This is a genomic window from Kitasatospora sp. NPDC101183 (assembly GCF_044767945.1).
GTDB lineage: Bacteria > Actinomycetota > Actinomycetes > Streptomycetales > Streptomycetaceae > Kitasatospora.
Window position 1 is genome coordinate 205,379 of the sequence record NZ_JBIWOW010000008.1, and the last position, 14,679, is coordinate 220,057.

Below are 14,679 nucleotides of genomic sequence, written 5' to 3' on the forward strand. Positions count from 1 at the left end.
CCGATCATCCGATCACTGGTCCGGACGGTTTTCTGGACGGTTCTCCGGACGCTGCCCCAGCGGGACGGCGGCGGAGACGACGGTGCCCTCGCCGGGGGCGCTCTCCACCGTCAGCCTGCCACCGAGCTGCCGCAGCCGGGCGCGCATGGCCGGCAGCCCGTACCCGCGGCCGCCGCCGGAGCCGCCCGCCGCCGGGTCGAAGCCCTGCCCGTCGTCGGCGACGTCGAGCACGGCCTGGTCGCCGAGGAAGGAGAGCGTGATCGCGGCGGCCGAGGCCCCGGCGTGCTCCCGGACGTTGGCCAGCGCGCCCTGGGCGATCCGCAGCAGCGCGGACTGCGCGGCGGCCGGCAGCGGGACGCAGGCGCCGTCCAGGTGGAAGCGGACGGGCAGCCCGCTCTCCGCCGACTCCCGCTCCGCCAGCGCCCGCAGGGCCTCCTCCAGGCCCCGGCCCTGGGCCAGTTCGGCCGGGGCGAGGTCGTGGACGAAGCGGCGGGCCTCGGCGAGGTTGCGGGCGGCGACCTCGGCGGCCGTCCGGACGTGGCTGCGGGCGGTCGCCGGATCGGTGTCCCAGGTGCGCTCGGCGGCCTGCAGCAGCATCTGCTGGCTGGAGAGGCCCTGGGCGAGGGTGTCGTGGATCTCCATCGAGAGCCGCCCGCGCTCGGCCAGGGTGCCCTCCCGCCGTTCGGTGGCGGCGAGTTCGCGCCGGGTGCGGACGAGGTCGGCGATCAGCGCCCGCTGCCGGTCCGCCTGCCGGGCCATGAAGAGGAAGACGCCGGTGGCGAGCGCGGCCACGGCGGGCGGCAGCAGGACGAGCGTGGCGTCCGCGCCGCCGGGCAGCCGGATCTCGGCGACCACCACCAGCACCGTCAGGGCGGCCACCAGCGGGATCGCCGCCCTCCCGGGCAGGGCCCGCAGCGCGCTGTAGATCAGCGGGACGGCGCACCAGGCGAAGCTCGGCGCGAGCAGCACCAGCACCACCCAGAGCGCCGTCACCAGGGCCAGCGGCCAGACCCGGCGGCGGCCCGGCGCGGGCGGGCGGCGGTGCGCGAGCCAGGAGGCGGCGGGCTGGGCGACGGCCAGGGCGGAGCTCAGGCCGATCACCCAGGGGATGAGCGGGCTGTCCGGGTGGTGGGTGAGGTAGCGGCTGAGGGCGGCGGCGAGCAGGAGGAGGAAGGCGGAGTCCAGCAGGACCGCGAGCCGTCCGGCGTCCGGGTCCCCGAGGTCGCGGCCGCCGGCGGTGGCGGAGTGGGACTGCGGCACGGACGGCTCCAGGAGGACGGGCTGCTCGGCGGACGGGCTGCTCGGCGGGCGGGCCGTACGGCGGAGGGGCCGCGCGGCCGGCGGGCGGTTCGGCTGACGGGCGGGGCGGCGCTCCGACCGGCGCCGATCCCTCGATGGTGGCCCGGACGGCCCGGGCGCGCATCAGCCGATCGGTTGACGGGTGTGTCGACCGTCCCGCCCGCGGGGTCGCGCCGGACCGTCGATGCCCGGGGCCCGCACCCGGCCGGAGGATCGAAGCAGAGCCGGGCGGTCCCCCCGCCGCCCGGCCCCGAACCCCGTCCCACCCATGCCGACCGCGCCGACCGCGCCGATCCGCCGAGGAGCACCCCGTGAAGAACCCGCTGAAGAACACCTCCGTCCGCACCCGCGTGCTGACCGGCACCGTCGCCGCCGCCGCGCTCGCCGCCGGCACCCTGGGCGCCGTCTCGGCCAGCGCCGAGACCACCGACACCCCGGCCGCGCCGGCCGCCGTCAAGATCGACGTCCAGAACAAGAACCTGGCCCAGACCACCGGCCTGAACATCGACGCCGCCACCCGCGCCGCCCAGGCGACCCTGGACGCGGCGAACAAGGCCGGCCAGCACGTCGCCGTCGCCGTGGTCGACCGGGACGGCGTCGTCCGCGTCCTGCTCAAGGGCGACGGCGCCGGCCCGCAGGCCGCCGAGTCGGCCCAGCGCAAGGCGTTCACCGCCGTCTCCTGGAACGCCCCGACCTCGGAGCTGTCCAAGCGCCTGGCCCAGGCCCCGAACCTGAAGGACATCCCGGGCACGCTGTTCCTGGCCGGCGGCGCCCCGGTGCAGTCGAAGGGCGCCCCGGTCGCGGGCATCGGCGTCGCGGGCGCCCCGAGCGGCGACCTGGACGAGCAGTTCGCCCAGGCCGGTGCGGCGGCCCTCGGCAAGTGACGCACCCGCTCCCGTCGGCCCGCTCCGCGCACCCGGGGCGGGCCGAGGAGCGCCCCCACTCGTTCGGGTGAACGCCGGGAGGGTCGCCGCAGAACAGCGGGTGACCCTTCGAAAAGCCGGTGTCGTTGTCGGTACCGCGTGGCAGGCTTCCCGGTATGACGGCGTGGACCCTCAACGACATCGAACGCGCGATCCGCTCCTCCTGGGACGTCGACACCTGTGCGCCCGAGGACCTGGCCCACTGGCGTCCCGACAACCCCGCCCGCGGCCAGTGCGGCGTCACGGCGATGGTGCTGCACGACCTGCTCGGCGGCGAGCTGATGATGGGCGAGGTGCACGTCGGCGGGGTCCGGACGGACCTCCACTGGTGGAACCGCTTCGCCACCGGCGTCGAGATCGACCTCACCCGCGAGCAGTTCGGGCCGGACGAGCTGGTCGGCCCCGGCCGCCCCGTCGCCCGCCCGGCCCGCCCCGGCCGGCTCCAGGCCCAGTACGAGCTGCTGCGCCACCGCGTGGTGACCCAGCTGGAGCGCGGCGCCGCCGCCACCGACCGCACCTGGACGCCCGCCCGCGCCGTCGCCTGATCGCGGGCCACCCGCCTGACGTACAGTCGGCCCGGAACCGTACGCAGGCGGAGGGAACGCGCGGATGAGCGGGCAGCTGATCGGATTCGTGGGGCTGGGCGCGATGGGCCGGGGCATGGCGGGCAGCCTGCTGCGGGCCGGCCACGCCGTACGGGTGTGGAACCGCTCGCCCGAGCCGGTGGCCGAACTGGTCGCCCGGGGCGCCGAGGCGGCCGGCACGATCGCCGAGGTCTTCGCCGCCGACACCGTCGTGTCGATGCTCGCCGACGACACGGCCTTCGAGCGCCTGCTGCTCGACCCCGAACTCCTGGCGGGCGCCTCGGCCACCCTGCACGTCAACACGGCCACCGTCTCGCTGGCCCTCGCCGAGCGCGCCGAGGCCCGGCACGCCGAGCACGGCATCGGGTACGTGGCCGCGCCCGTCCTCGGACGGCCCCCGGTGGCCGCCGCCGGTCAGCTGAACATCCTCGCCGCGGGGGAGCCCGCCCTGCTGGAGCGTGCCGAGCCGCTGTTCGCCGCGATGGGGCAGCGCACCTGGCGCTTCGGCGACCGGCCGGGCCAGGCCAACACCGCCAAGATCAGCGTCAACTTCCTGCTGGCCTGCGCGATCGAGTCGATGGCCGAGGCCTGCGCCCTGGCCGAGGCCAACGGCGTGCGGCCCACTGACCTCGTCGAGCTGCTCACCGGCACCCTCTTCCCCGGGCCGGTCTACGGCGGCTACGGCCCGATGGTCGCCGAGCGCCGCTACGAGCCGGCCGGGTTCCGGCTGCCGCTCGGGCTCAAGGACGTCGGCCTCGCCCTCGACGCCGGCGCCGCCTCGACCGTCCCGCTCCCGTTCGGCAGCGTCCTGCGCGACGCCTTCCTGGACGCGCTGGCGCACGGGGACGGGGACAAGGACTGGGCCGCCGTCGCGGAGGTCGCCCGCCGCCGCGCCGGGCTGCCCGACTGACACCCGCCGGGCCGCCGGACCGGCACGCGCCGGCCCGGCGGCCGACACGCTCCCGCAACACCGCGCAACACGCGGAATAAGCGGCGCGCGGAGCCTGCTCGCACCCCCGTCAGTTCCACGAGACCGGGGGAGTCCCGATGACCGACCAGCCGACCGCCACCGATTCCGGGGCGCCGCGCAGCTTCCTGTTCCTCGACGCCAGCTCCCGCGAGGAGGGCAACACCCGGCGCCTCGCCCGGCTGGCCGCCGAGGCGAGCCTGCCCGCAGGGGCCGAGCAGCGCTGGCTGCGCCTGGACGAGCACCCGCTGCCGCCCTTCGAGGACCGCCGCCACGACGGGGACGGCGTCTACGCCGAGCCCACCGGCCACGCCCGTACGCTGCTGGACGCCACCCTGGCCGCGACCGACCTGGTCTTCGTCGCGCCGGTGTACTGGTACGCGCTGCCCAGCAGCGCCAAGCTCTACCTCGACCACTGGTCGGGCTGGATGCGGGTGCCCGGGGTGGACTTCCTTCCCCGGATGGCCGGCCGCACCCTGTGGGGCGTCACCGTCCTGGCCGGCGTGCCGGAGAAGGCCGAGCCGCTGATCGGCACGCTCCGGCTGACGGCCGCGTACATGGACATGCGCTTCGGCGGCGTGCTGCTCGGCAACGGGAGCCGCCCGGGGGACGTGGAGGGCGACGAGCGGGCGCTGGTCGAGGCCAAGTCCTTCTTCGCGGCCTGACGCCCTTCACGGTCTGACGTCCTTCACGGCCTGACGCCCTTCACGGCTTGACGCCCTTCACGGTCTGAGGCCCTTCACAGCCTGACGTCGGCCGGTGGCCGGGAGCAATCGGGACACCCACCGATCGCTTTCGGCCACCCGCCCTCCTGGGGTACCGTCGTCCGGACGTGTACCCGTCACCCGGCGGCCATCTTCGCCGCGGTGCAAAGGCCTTGTCTCGGCACGGAGTTGGACGTATCGGGCACCCTCGACCCGCGAACGGGCCGCAGCAGGACACCCGCCTTCCTCAGTGGCCGGATCGTTCGGTACTCTCCTCGAACTTCAAGCTTCGCGGGGGGCGCAGCGCCTGTCGGGCCACCCTCCCGCGCCCGGGCCTCGCCCGGACACTTCCGTGAGGTCTTCCTTGTCCATACGTCGCAGTTTCGCCCTGGCCGGCGCCGTCGCGCTCGCGTCCTCGCTCGTGCTGGCCGGCGCCCAGGGCGCCATGGCCGTCGGTACCACCTCCAGCCCGTCCGCCGCCGCTCCGCAGACCGACAAGTCGGCCGCCGCGAAGCTGGACGTCTCCCTGGACGGCGTTCCCGGCTCCTTCATCGCCGGTGGCGGCGGCCGGATGTTCACCTACGTGGTCTCGAACAAGTCCGCGCACGACTTCGTGCTCTTCCCGCTGCTCAAGTTCAAGAGCCGGGCCGGCGAGCTCCAGCCGACCGACCTCAAGGTCGAGTACCAGCTGCCGGGCGAGGACTGGCGCACGGCCGTCGTCGCCCCCGACAAGAGCGGCGCCAAGAAGGACTCCGTCCTCTTCCTGCTCGGCGGGCTCGGCACCGACGGCAACCCCCTGCCCGACGCCCTGCTCGGCCTGAACCGCGGCCGGACCCTGAAGATCGACATCCGGACGACCTTCACCGAGGACGCCCCGCTGGGCAAGGCCGGCGTCGTCCCCGTCTCCTACTCGGCGCAGCTCGACGACGAGACCCACATGCCGATCGACAACGGCGACATGACCTTCGAGGGCGGCTCCCGGTTCGTCATCAAGGCCCAGGGCGGCGGTGGCGGCGGCAAGCCGAGCCCGACCCCCACCCACTCCGGCAAGCCCAGCCCGACCCCGTCGCAGACCGGGTCGCCGAAGCCGACCGGGAGCGCCACCTCGACCCCCACCGAGACGGCCTCCCCCACCCCGACCCAGAGCGCCTCGCAGACGCCCACCTCCCCGGCGACCACCCCGGCCCCGGGCGCGAGCACCACCGGTGACGCGGGCGGCCCGATCGACTTCCCGGTCGAGCCCCCGGTCATCACCCCGCCGAAGCTGCCCGCCGACGCCGTCGCCAAGGCGAAGTCCAAGGCCGACAACAGCGACAAGGCCCTGGCCCAGACCGGTGGCGGGGACAACACCACGGCGATCGCCGCCGCCGGTGGCGCCGTCCTGCTCGCCGGTGCCGGCACCCTCGTGGTGCTGCGCCGCCGCAAGGCCGCCCAGCAGGGCTGATCCCCGTAGGGCCCGCGTCCGGGAGCACCGTGTAACAAAAACGGTGCTCCCGGACGACACGGACCGTTCTCCGCGGTCACATAGGATGTCCGGCCGGAGGGGGGCGGATCGGCGGGGAGAGGTATTGGTGCGGGGAGCACGCACGGCACGGACCACCACCGACTACGAGGCGGCGACCGGGCGCATCGCGGGTCTGCCGCTGCGCAGGCACCACGTCCTGCTGGTCGCCTGGACGGTCCTGTGGTTCTTCCTGGTCGAGCCCAGCGGCGGCTTCTCCTGGCACTACCTGCGCCAGGGCGAGCAGCTGCTCTTCTCCGGCCAGCCCGACGGCGGCCTCTCCCTCTACGCGCACCACCCCGAGCTGCAGATCGGCCCGGTCAGCCTGGCCGCCGCCCGGCTCACCGCCCCGTTCTCCCCGCACACCGGCCAACTGCTCGCCGAGGCGGTCAGCGCCGGGCTCGGCCTGGTGATGCTCGTCCTGATCGGCCGCACCGCCGCCGTGCACTACCTCGGCACCGGCACCAACCACCGCCGCCTCCAGCAGCGCCTGCTGATCGCCGGGCTGGCGTTCATCCCCATGTGGGTCGAGGTCTCCGTGCGCTTCGCGCACCTGGACGACGTCCTCGCGCTGTTCTTCACCACCCTCGCCGCGCACGCGCTCGCCCGAGGCAAGCCCGTCCAGGTCGCCGTGTTCCTCGCGCTGGCGGTGGACTCCAAGCCCTGGGCGATCGCCTTCGCCCCGCTGATCCTGGCCCTGCCCCGGCGGACCTGGCTGCGCGCGGCGCTCTGGTTCTGCGCCCTGGTGGCCGTCGCCTGGCTGCCGTTCTACCTGGGCAACCTGGACACCATGGCCGCCGCCAAGTTCACCATCCCCAACCAGCCCGCCTCCGCGCTGCGCTGGTTCGGCGTGACGGACCCCTCCACCCCCTGGTGGGACCGCCCGGCCCAGTTCGCGCTCGGCCTCGGCCTCGGCTGCTTCGCCGTGTGGCGCGGCCGCTGGCCGGCCGTGGTGCTGCTCGGCGCGGACGCCCGCATCCTGCTCGACCCGAGCGTCTACACGTACTACACCGCCTCCATCCTGCTCGGCACCCTGCTCTGGGACGCGATCGGGCAGAAGCGCCTCGTCCCGTGGTGGAGCTGGATAGCGCTGGCCGCGCTGTACGGAGGCACGCTGCTCCTGCCCTCCGACGCGGCCCGGGGCCTCGTCCGGCTCGCCTTCGTGGTCGTCTCGGCGGCGTACGTGCTGTTCTGGCCCGCCCAGCGCACCCGCCGCCCCCGCCCGCCGGCGCAGCGCGAGGGGCCGCGCCGCAGCTCCCGTCGGCGCGAGCGCGTCCTCGTCGACGCGTAGGCCCCTCCGGGCGTCTCCGGCTTGACCCTCACGTTGCGGGAGGCCGGAGGGTGGAGCCAGCGACGAAGGGAGCAACCCCGATGAGCGGCGACGAGGGCCACTCGGTCGGCGCCGTGGCGAAGATCGCCAAGGTGACCGTCCGCACGCTGCACCACTACGACGAGATCGGTCTGCTGTCCCCCGCGGGCCGCACCCGGGCCGGCTACCGCCGGTACGTGGACACCGACCTCGACCGGCTGCAGCAGATCCTCTTCTACCGCGAACTCGGCTTCCCCCTGGAGGAGATCGCGGCGATCCTGGACGACCACTCGGTCAGCCCGACCGAACACCTCCGGCGCCAGCACAGGCTGCTGACCGACCGGATCGGACACCTCCAGGAGCTCGCCACAGCCGTCGAACACGCCATGGAGGCACGCAGGATGGGCATTCAGCTGACCCCGGAGGAGAAGTTCGAGATCTTCGGCGAGGGCTACCAGGAGAGCTGGGAGCAGGAGGCCGAACAGCGCTGGGGGAACACCGAGGCCTGGGCCGAGTCCCAGCGCCGCACGGGCGGTTACGGCAAGGCGGACTGGCAGCGCGTCCAGGCCGAGATGACGGAGCTGAACACCCGCCTGGCGGCGGCCGTCACCACCGGTGAACCGGCCGACGGCGGCCCGGCCGCCGACCTCGCCGAGGAGCACCGGCAGCACATCTGCCGCAACTTCTACGACTGCACGTTCACCATCCACCGCGGCCTGGCGGGCCTGTACGTGTCGGACCCGCGGTGGACGAAGACGTACGAGGACCTCGCGCCGGGCCTGGCGCAGTGGCTGCACGACGCCATCCTCGCCAACGCGGACCGGCGCGAGCGGTCCTGAGCGTTCACGCCCCGCCCCACCGCTACACCACGCCCCACCGCTACGCCACGCCGCGTCCGAAGGAGCGCCGGTAGGCGGTCGGGGAGGTGCGCATCACCCGGCCGAAGTGGTGGCGGAAGGTCGCGGCGCTCTCGAAGCCGACCGCCGCGGCGACCTCCTCCACCGTCCCCTCCGGGGACTCCAGCAGCGGCAGGCTGGCCGCGATGCGCTGGGTGACGACCCAGCGCATCGGGCTGGTGCCGTTGCGGGCGGTGAAGTGCCGCAGGTACGAACGGTCGGACATGCGGGCGGCCGAGGCCAGCTGCGGGATGGTCAGCGGGTCGGCCAGGTGGTCCAGAGCCCACTGCATGCTGCGGGCGATCCCGTCGTCCTCCGGCTCCACCGCGGGCACGGCCGCCTCGATGAACTGCGCCTGCCCGCCGTCCCGGTGGGGCGGCACCACGAACCGCCGGGCCACGCTGTTGGCGACCTTGGCGCCGTGGTCCCGCCGCACCAGGTGCAGGCACAGGTCGATCCCGGCGGCGCTGCCCGCGCTGGTCAGCACGTCGCCGCCGTCCACGTACAGCACGTCGGGGTTGACCCGCACGGACGGGTGGCGCTGCTGGAGCAGCTCGGCGTAGCGCCAGTGGGTGGTCGCCTCCTTGCCGTCCAGCAGCCCGGCGGCGGCCAGCGCGAAGGCGCCCGAGCAGATCGACACGATCCGCGCGCCCCGCTCGTGCGCCGTCCGCAGCGCCTTCACCAGTTCGGGTGAGACTTCCCCGCTGAACGCGTTGCGCACCCCCGGCACCACCACGGTGTCCGCCGCCGCGAGGTCGTCCAGCCCGTGCCGGGCCGTCAGCGCGAAGCCGCCCACCGCGTCCAGCTCCGTACCCGGCCGGTCGGCGCACACCTTCAGCCCGTACCAGGGCGCCGCCAGCAGCCCGCCCAGCTCGGGCCGCGCGAGCCCGAACACCTCGACCACCACGCCGAGTTCGAACGGCGCCATGCCCTCGAAGGCGTACACCGCGACATCGTGCACGGGCTCGGGGCGCCGCCCGATGGTGACGGCCACCGGCCGGGGCCGGGTGACGGCCGCCGCGCCGCGCCGCTCGGCCGGTTCGGCTGTCTCGGTTGTCTCGGCCACGGGCAAACCCCCTGCTCACGGGTGGCGGAATCCCGGCGAGTGTAGCCCTCGCGGCCACCCCGGAACTTTCCTCGAACCCGCCTGCAACCTCCACGCCCCCCGCACGTCCATCAGTAGGGGGGCGAAGGAACGCGGGCCGGTGGCGGCTGCGAGGATCTCGCCGATCACTTCTCGATCAAGGGTTCTGACGGGCCGGCGCACCGCGCCGTCACCGTCCCGGGGGAAAGCGGAAGCACACATGTCCATGGCCATCGGGCCGATCACCACGCCGGGGTGGGGGCGCGGTTTCTCCGTGCGCGGGATGGTCGCCGCGCTCTTCGGCGCACAGGAGGCCGACGCGCCCGACGCGCTCGACGGGACCCCGAGCACCGACCGGCTCGCGGCCCAGCGCCGCTCCGGCTTCCGCCTGCTGCGCGGCGGCCGCAAGCCCGCCGAGGACCGGCCGACCCTGACCGACCTGTACCACGCCCACCGGCTCGGCCTCGTCCGCATGGCCGTCCTCCTCGTCGACCACCAGGACCTCGCCGAGGACGTGGTGCAGGAGGCGTTCACCCAGCTCTACCAGCGCCACGGCGAGGAACTGGACGACCTCGACAACGCGCTCGGCTACCTGCGCACCTCGGTGGTCAACGGCGCCCGCTCGATGCTGCGCCGCCGCAGGACCGCCCGTGAGTACGTTCCCCCGCACGAGGCCGACGCCCCCTCCGCCGAGGACCACGCCGTCCTCAACGACGAGCACCGCCGGGTCCTCGTCGCCCTGCAGGAGTTGACCTCCCGCCAGCGTGAGGTGCTGGTGCTGCGCTACTGGTCCGACATGTCGGAGGCCCAGATAGCCGAGACCCTGGGGCTGTCCCGGGGTGCCGTGAAGTCCACCGCCAGCCGGGCGCTGGACGCCTTGGAAAAGCACCTGGAGAAGGTTCGATGACCGACAAACTCCCCCGCCGCAGCGGTGGCGACGGCGACGGGCCGGCCGAGACCCCGACCGAACGGCTTCTCCGCGAGGCGATGAACGCCCGGACGTCCCTGATCACCGCCCACGACCTGCGCCCGGCCTCTCCCCCCAGGAACCGGGTCCGCCGACTGCGCCCGGTCTACATGGTCACCGTGCCCCTGCTCGGCCTGGCCGCCGCCGCGGCGATCGGCGTGGTCACCCTCAAGGGCAGCCCGGTCGCCGACCACATCACCCCGCCCCCGGCCGCCACCGCCTCCACCACCCCGTCACCGACGGCCCCCACCCCCACCCCGGCCGCCCCGTCGCCCCCGGCCACCGAGACCCCGGCCGCCGACCCCGCGACGGAGGTCCCGGCGGCCGACCCGACCCCGAGCGGCGACCCGGCGACGCCGTACACCTTCCGGGGCGTGAAGCTGAGCATCCCGGCGGGCTGGCGGGCGGTGACGGAGGGGGTCGATTCGTACCACCTCTGCCTCATGAGCCCGGGAGCGCCGCAGGGCGCCAAGTTCGGGGACTGCCAGCCGTACGGGGTGGACCTGACGGTCTTCGACACGGAGTCGATGTCCTGGCCGTCGACCGCCGACCTCGACGTCTCCGGCGGCTACGGTCACCAGCCCTACTGCCCCATCTGGGGAAATCCGCACTCGCCCGTCGGCGACGAGCTGAACTACGGTTCCGCCCCCGTGAAGAGCACGCCCACCGTCTCCGGCCGCGCCGCGCGCAAGTCGCAGTGGCAGGCGAGTTGCGGCGGGGTGGTCTTCAAGTCGCAGATATGGGCGCTGCCCAAGGACCAGGTCTTCGTCTCGGCGATCGGCCTCAAGGCCGACTACCAGGACGACCTCCAGGCGATCGTCGACAGCCTCGACGTCAGCGGCCACCCCGCGCCGTACTCGAACACCGTCAACGTGACGCTGGCCGGCCTCAAGTCCGGCCAGCAGGTGACGAACGACGGCACGCCCGTGGAGTTCACCGCGACCTTCAAGAACACCGGCAGCAAGAAGGTCACCGGGGCCAGGGCCGTCGTCAGCATCCGCAACTACCCGGGCTCGCCGTCCGGCCGGATGCCCAAGGGCACCGTGGACCACCAGGACGGCACGACCTGGAAGACCGTGGACGCGCTCGGCCTCACCGCCGGCACCGATCTGACCCTCAACGCGCCGGTCGACCTCGCACCCGGGCAGAGCGTCACGATCAACTACCGGCTGAAGCTGGCCCCGGAGGACGGCGCGGGCACCCTGCCGGTGAACGTGACCCTGGCCGTTCCCGTCCCCGACGCCGGGAGCTACACCGTGCCCGGCGACACCCTCGTCAACGTCCAGGTCGTCGCCAAGTAGCGCGTACGGCGAAGGCCCGGCTCCAGGGAGCCGGGCCTTCGTCACGCGGGTCAGGCCAGCGAGGCCATCCACGCCTCGACGTCCTCGGCGCGGCGCGGCAGCCCGGCGGAGAGGTTCTCGTTGCCGTCGGCGGTGACGAGGATGTCGTCCTCGATGCGGACGCCGATGCCGCGGTACTCCTCGGGCACCGTCAGGTCGTCCTGCTGGAAGTACAGGCCGGGTTCGACGGTGAGGACCATGCCGGGCACCAGCAGGGCGTCGACGTGCTCCTCGCGGCGGGAGTGGGCACAGTCGTGGACGTCCAGGCCGAGCATGTGGCCGGTGCCGTGGAGGGTCCAGCGGCGCTGGAGGCCCAGCTCCAGGACCTTCTCGACGTCGTACACCGAGGCGTCCAGCAGGCCCCAGGCGAGCAGGCGCTCGGCGAGGACGCGCTGGGAGGCCTCGTGGAAGTCGCGGAAGCGGGCGCCCGGCTTCACGGCCGCGATGCCGGCCTCCTGGGCGTCGTACACGGCCTCGTAGATCGTGCGCTGCAGTGCGGAGAAGCGGCCGTCGATCGGCAGGGTGCGGGTGACGTCGGCGGTGTAGAGGGTGTGGGTCTCCACGCCGGCGTCGAGCAGCAGCAGCTCGCCGGGGCGCACGTCGCCGTCGTTGCGGACCCAGTGCAGGGTGGTGGCGTGCGGGCCGGCGGCGGCGATGGTGCCGTAGCCGACGTCGTTGCCCTCGACGCGGGCGCGGCGCCAGAAGGTGCCCTCGATCCAGCGCTCGGAGGTGGCGACGGCCTGGCCGAGCTCGCGGACGACGTCGGTGAAGCCCTTGACGGTGGCGTCGCAGGCGGCGCGCAGCTCGCCGACCTCCCACTCGTCCTTGACCAGGCGCAGGCCGCTCAGGAACTCCTTGAACCCGGCGTCCCTGTCCTCGTCCAGGGCCTCGGCGAGCGCGGCCTCCAGGCCGGCGTCGTAGCCGCGCACCAGGCGGGTCGGCACGGCGGAGTCGGCGGTGAGGGCGGTCAGCTCCTCGGCGGCCCGGCGGACGTCGCGGGCGGGCAGGCCGAGCAGCTGCTCCTGCTCGGCGAGGCTGTGCCGGCGGCCGACCCAGAGCTCGCCGTGGCCGTCGAGCCAGAACTCGCCGTTCTCGCGGTTGGAGCGGGGCAGCAGGTAGAGGGCGAACTCGTGGCCGCTGTCGCCGGTCGGCTCGGCGACGAGCACCGCGTCCTCGGTCTGGTCGCCGGTGAGGTGCACGTACTCGCTGGCGGCGCGGAAGGCGAAGTCGCAGTCGTTGGAGCGGACCCGCAGGTTGCCAGCGGGGACGACGAGGCGCTCGCCGGGGAAGGCGGCGGAGAGCTTCGCGCGGCGCTCGGCGGCGTACGGGGCCTGGGCGACCGGGGCGAGGCCGTGCAGCTCGGTGTCGGCCCAGCCGGACTGCATCGAGGCGGACAGCTCGTCCGAGATGTCGCCGTAGAGGCCGTTCTTGCGGCCCTGGTGCTTCGGCTCCTCGTCGGCCTCGGGGTTCTCGGCCAGCGCGGGGGTGCGGTCCTCGGTCACGTACAACGCCTCCTTGGGGGTGGTACCGCCGCCCTCGGGGGAGGTGTCGGATCGCGACACGCGCGGGCGGCCGTGCGTCCCCATGGTACGGACGCGCGGCCACCCGTTTGTTCGAACCCTGTCGATCTGTTCGAAGCTATTCGAAGCGGGCCGCGAGCAGCATCAGGTCGTCGGTGGCCGGGGCCGCCTCGGGGGCGGGGCAGACGGCCAGCAGGTGGGCGCAGAGCCGGGCCGGGTCGATCCGCACGTCGCGCGGGGCGTCGGCGGCGGCCCGGCGCAGGTTGGACTGCCCGGCGTGCAGGGTCGGGCCGCAGCGGCGGGCCAGGCCCTCGGTGTAGAGCAGCAGGGTGTCCCCGCGCTCGGCGGTGAGCTCGACGCCGGGCGCCTCCCAGCAGGCCAGCATGCCGAGCGGGGCGGAGAGCGAGGTCTCGACGAACTCGGCGCCCGTCCGGCCGACCAGGATCGGCGGGCAGTGCCCGGCCCCGGCGAGGGTGATCCGCCGCTCGGCGGGCTCGATCCAGGCGTAGACGGCGGTGGCGGTGCGGGTCGGCTCGGTGGTCTTGAGCAGCAGCTCCAGGTCCCCCAGGACGGAGACCGGGTCCTCGCCCTCCAGCACCGCGTACGCCCGCAGCGCCGCCCGGACGCGGCCCATCGCGGCGGCGGCGCCGGGCGCGGAGCCGGGGCCCGCGCCGGGGCCGTCCCCGGAGACGGAGCCGACGGTGAGGCCGACCGTGCCGTCCGGCAGGGGGATGGCGTCGTACCAGTCGCTGCCGCTGGAGCGGTCCAGGCCGGCCGGGACGATCCGGGCGGCCAGGCGCAGCCCGTCGGCCTGCGGGAGGTGGTCGGGCAGCAGGCCCCGGCGCAGCGCCTCGGTGGTGCGGCGGGTGCGGTCCGCCTCCAACTGCTTGGCCAGCAGGGGGGCGGCGAACTCGCAGTAGAGCCGGGCCATCTCGCGCCGGCACTCGTCGGGCTCGGCGGGGCCGTCCCAGAACCAGACGGCGGCGGCGAGCGGGCCCTCCTCCTCGGTGGCGAGCGGCAGGCCGTAGCAGCCGCCGAGGCCGAGGTGGACGGCGAGCTCGCGCAGCCGGTCGCCGGTGGTCGGGTCCTCGGCGAGGTCGGGGGAGTAGAGCCGCTCGGGCCGGTCCCGCTCGCGCAGCAGCCGGGCGAGCAGGCTCTGCTCGGTCGGTACGGTCTCCAGCGCGCCGAGGCTGGCGCGGTCCAGGCCGAGGCCGACGGGCTGGCCGGGTCCGCCGCCGGGCATCCGGGTCACGAGGACGCCGCGGTGGGCGCCGAGCAGTGCGGCGACGGAGCCGAGGACGGCGTCCAGGGTGGCGGCGGTGCCGCGGGCGCGGGCGAGCCGCTCGGTGTGCCGGTGCAGGCTGGTGATATCGGACAGGCGTCCGGCCAAACGGTCCTGCACCGCCGCGGACTGCGCCGTGCGGTCGTCCGCCTCGTCGCCTGGGGCGTCGGCGGGGCCGGGGAAGCCCGGCGGCGGGTCGAGGACGGTGAGCCCGCCCGCGCCGATCGGCTCGACCGGCTCGGGGGGCGTCGTCGACGGCTGGGAGTCGTTCATGCCGTCACTCCTGACGCGGTGCTACGTGCC

13 protein-coding genes are annotated in these 14,679 nt (G+C 74.6%); 9 read left to right on the forward strand and 4 right to left on the reverse strand.

Annotated features, from left to right (window positions below; all coding sequences use genetic code 11):
• Positions 1-12 precede the first annotated feature (12 nt).
• Complete coding sequence (locus tag ACIRRS_RS13480; protein WP_402969305.1) at positions 13-1,260, reverse strand: sensor histidine kinase; 1,248 nt, start codon at positions 1,258-1,260, stop codon at positions 13-15.
• A 362-nt stretch (positions 1,261-1,622) separates the two neighbouring features.
• On the opposite strand from ACIRRS_RS13480, the gene ACIRRS_RS13485 reads away from it, so the two are divergent.
• From ACIRRS_RS13485 to ACIRRS_RS13515, 7 genes are all read left to right on the forward strand, one after another.
• The gene (locus ACIRRS_RS13485; RefSeq protein ID WP_402969688.1) at positions 1,623-2,183 is read left to right on the forward strand and encodes a heme-binding protein; all 561 of its coding nucleotides are present in this window, start codon (positions 1,623-1,625) and stop codon (positions 2,181-2,183) included.
• A gap of 155 nt (positions 2,184-2,338) precedes the next feature.
• Positions 2,339-2,767 (forward strand): hypothetical protein, encoded by a 429-nt coding sequence (locus ACIRRS_RS13490; RefSeq protein ID WP_402969308.1) that lies wholly within the window; start codon positions 2,339-2,341, stop codon positions 2,765-2,767.
• A 64-nt stretch (positions 2,768-2,831) separates the two neighbouring features.
• Positions 2,832-3,716: an NAD(P)-dependent oxidoreductase gene (locus ACIRRS_RS13495; RefSeq protein ID WP_402969309.1), complete on the forward strand. Its 885-nt coding sequence runs from the start codon at positions 2,832-2,834 to the stop codon at positions 3,714-3,716.
• 137 nt (positions 3,717-3,853) lie between these two features.
• Positions 3,854-4,438, forward strand: coding sequence for a flavodoxin family protein (locus tag ACIRRS_RS13500; protein ID WP_402969312.1), 585 nt, complete (start codon positions 3,854-3,856; stop codon positions 4,436-4,438).
• 403 nt (positions 4,439-4,841) lie between these two features.
• Entirely contained in the window at positions 4,842-5,921 is a 1,080-nt protein-coding gene (locus tag ACIRRS_RS13505) for an LPXTG cell wall anchor domain-containing protein (RefSeq protein ID WP_402969315.1), read from the forward strand.
• Positions 5,922-6,048: 127 nt separating this feature from the next.
• The gene (locus tag ACIRRS_RS13510) at positions 6,049-7,269 is read left to right on the forward strand and encodes a hypothetical protein (protein ID WP_402969318.1); all 1,221 of its coding nucleotides are present in this window, start codon (positions 6,049-6,051) and stop codon (positions 7,267-7,269) included.
• Between the two features lie 80 nt (positions 7,270-7,349).
• Positions 7,350-8,126: a MerR family transcriptional regulator gene (locus ACIRRS_RS13515; protein WP_402969321.1), complete on the forward strand. Its 777-nt coding sequence runs from the start codon at positions 7,350-7,352 to the stop codon at positions 8,124-8,126.
• Between the two features lie 40 nt (positions 8,127-8,166).
• Here ACIRRS_RS13515 and ACIRRS_RS13520 read toward each other — a convergent pair whose 3' ends face one another.
• Positions 8,167-9,249 carry a helix-turn-helix domain-containing protein gene (locus ACIRRS_RS13520; RefSeq protein WP_402969324.1) on the reverse strand — a complete coding sequence of 361 codons (1,083 nt, stop codon included), beginning with the start codon at positions 9,247-9,249 and terminating at the stop codon, positions 8,167-8,169.
• Between the two features lie 238 nt (positions 9,250-9,487).
• Between ACIRRS_RS13520 and ACIRRS_RS13525 the strand changes: the two genes are divergently transcribed.
• Both ACIRRS_RS13525 and ACIRRS_RS13530 read left to right on the forward strand, forming a co-directional pair.
• Positions 9,488-10,174 carry an RNA polymerase sigma factor gene (locus tag ACIRRS_RS13525; RefSeq protein ID WP_402969327.1) on the forward strand — a complete coding sequence of 229 codons (687 nt, stop codon included), beginning with the start codon at positions 9,488-9,490 and terminating at the stop codon, positions 10,172-10,174.
• The gene (locus tag ACIRRS_RS13530; RefSeq protein WP_402969330.1) at positions 10,171-11,535 is read left to right on the forward strand and encodes a hypothetical protein; all 1,365 of its coding nucleotides are present in this window, start codon (positions 10,171-10,173) and stop codon (positions 11,533-11,535) included. Before ACIRRS_RS13525 ends, ACIRRS_RS13530 begins: the two co-directional genes overlap by 4 nt.
• A 50-nt stretch (positions 11,536-11,585) precedes the next feature.
• Here ACIRRS_RS13530 and ACIRRS_RS13535 read toward each other — a convergent pair whose 3' ends face one another.
• Together ACIRRS_RS13535 and ACIRRS_RS13540 are read right to left on the reverse strand one after the other, a co-directional pair.
• Complete coding sequence (locus ACIRRS_RS13535; protein ID WP_402969332.1) at positions 11,586-13,076, reverse strand: aminopeptidase P family protein; 1,491 nt, start codon at positions 13,074-13,076, stop codon at positions 11,586-11,588.
• 136 nt (positions 13,077-13,212) lie between these two features.
• Positions 13,213-14,649 (reverse strand): PP2C family protein-serine/threonine phosphatase, encoded by a 1,437-nt coding sequence (locus ACIRRS_RS13540; RefSeq protein WP_402969335.1) that lies wholly within the window; start codon positions 14,647-14,649, stop codon positions 13,213-13,215.
• Between the last annotated feature and the right edge of the window lie 30 nt (positions 14,650-14,679).

What these genes read in the sequence shown, in the direction of transcription:
- ACIRRS_RS13490 (WP_402969308.1), top strand. Translation starts at nt 2,339, where the DNA reads ATGACGGCGTGGACCCTCAACGACATCGAACGCGCGATCCGCTCCTCC.
- ACIRRS_RS13495 (WP_402969309.1), top strand. Translation starts at nt 2,832, where the DNA reads ATGAGCGGGCAGCTGATCGGATTCGTGGGGCTGGGCGCGATGGGCCGG.
- ACIRRS_RS13500 (WP_402969312.1), top strand. Translation starts at nt 3,854, where the DNA reads ATGACCGACCAGCCGACCGCCACCGATTCCGGGGCGCCGCGCAGCTTC.
- ACIRRS_RS13515 (WP_402969321.1), top strand. Translation starts at nt 7,350, where the DNA reads ATGAGCGGCGACGAGGGCCACTCGGTCGGCGCCGTGGCGAAGATCGCC.
- ACIRRS_RS13525 (WP_402969327.1), top strand. Translation starts at nt 9,488, where the DNA reads ATGTCCATGGCCATCGGGCCGATCACCACGCCGGGGTGGGGGCGCGGT.
- ACIRRS_RS13530 (WP_402969330.1), top strand. Translation starts at nt 10,171, where the DNA reads ATGACCGACAAACTCCCCCGCCGCAGCGGTGGCGACGGCGACGGGCCG.
- ACIRRS_RS13540 (WP_402969335.1), bottom strand. Translation starts at nt 14,649, where the DNA reads ATGAACGACTCCCAGCCGTCGACGACGCCCCCCGAGCCGGTCGAGCCG.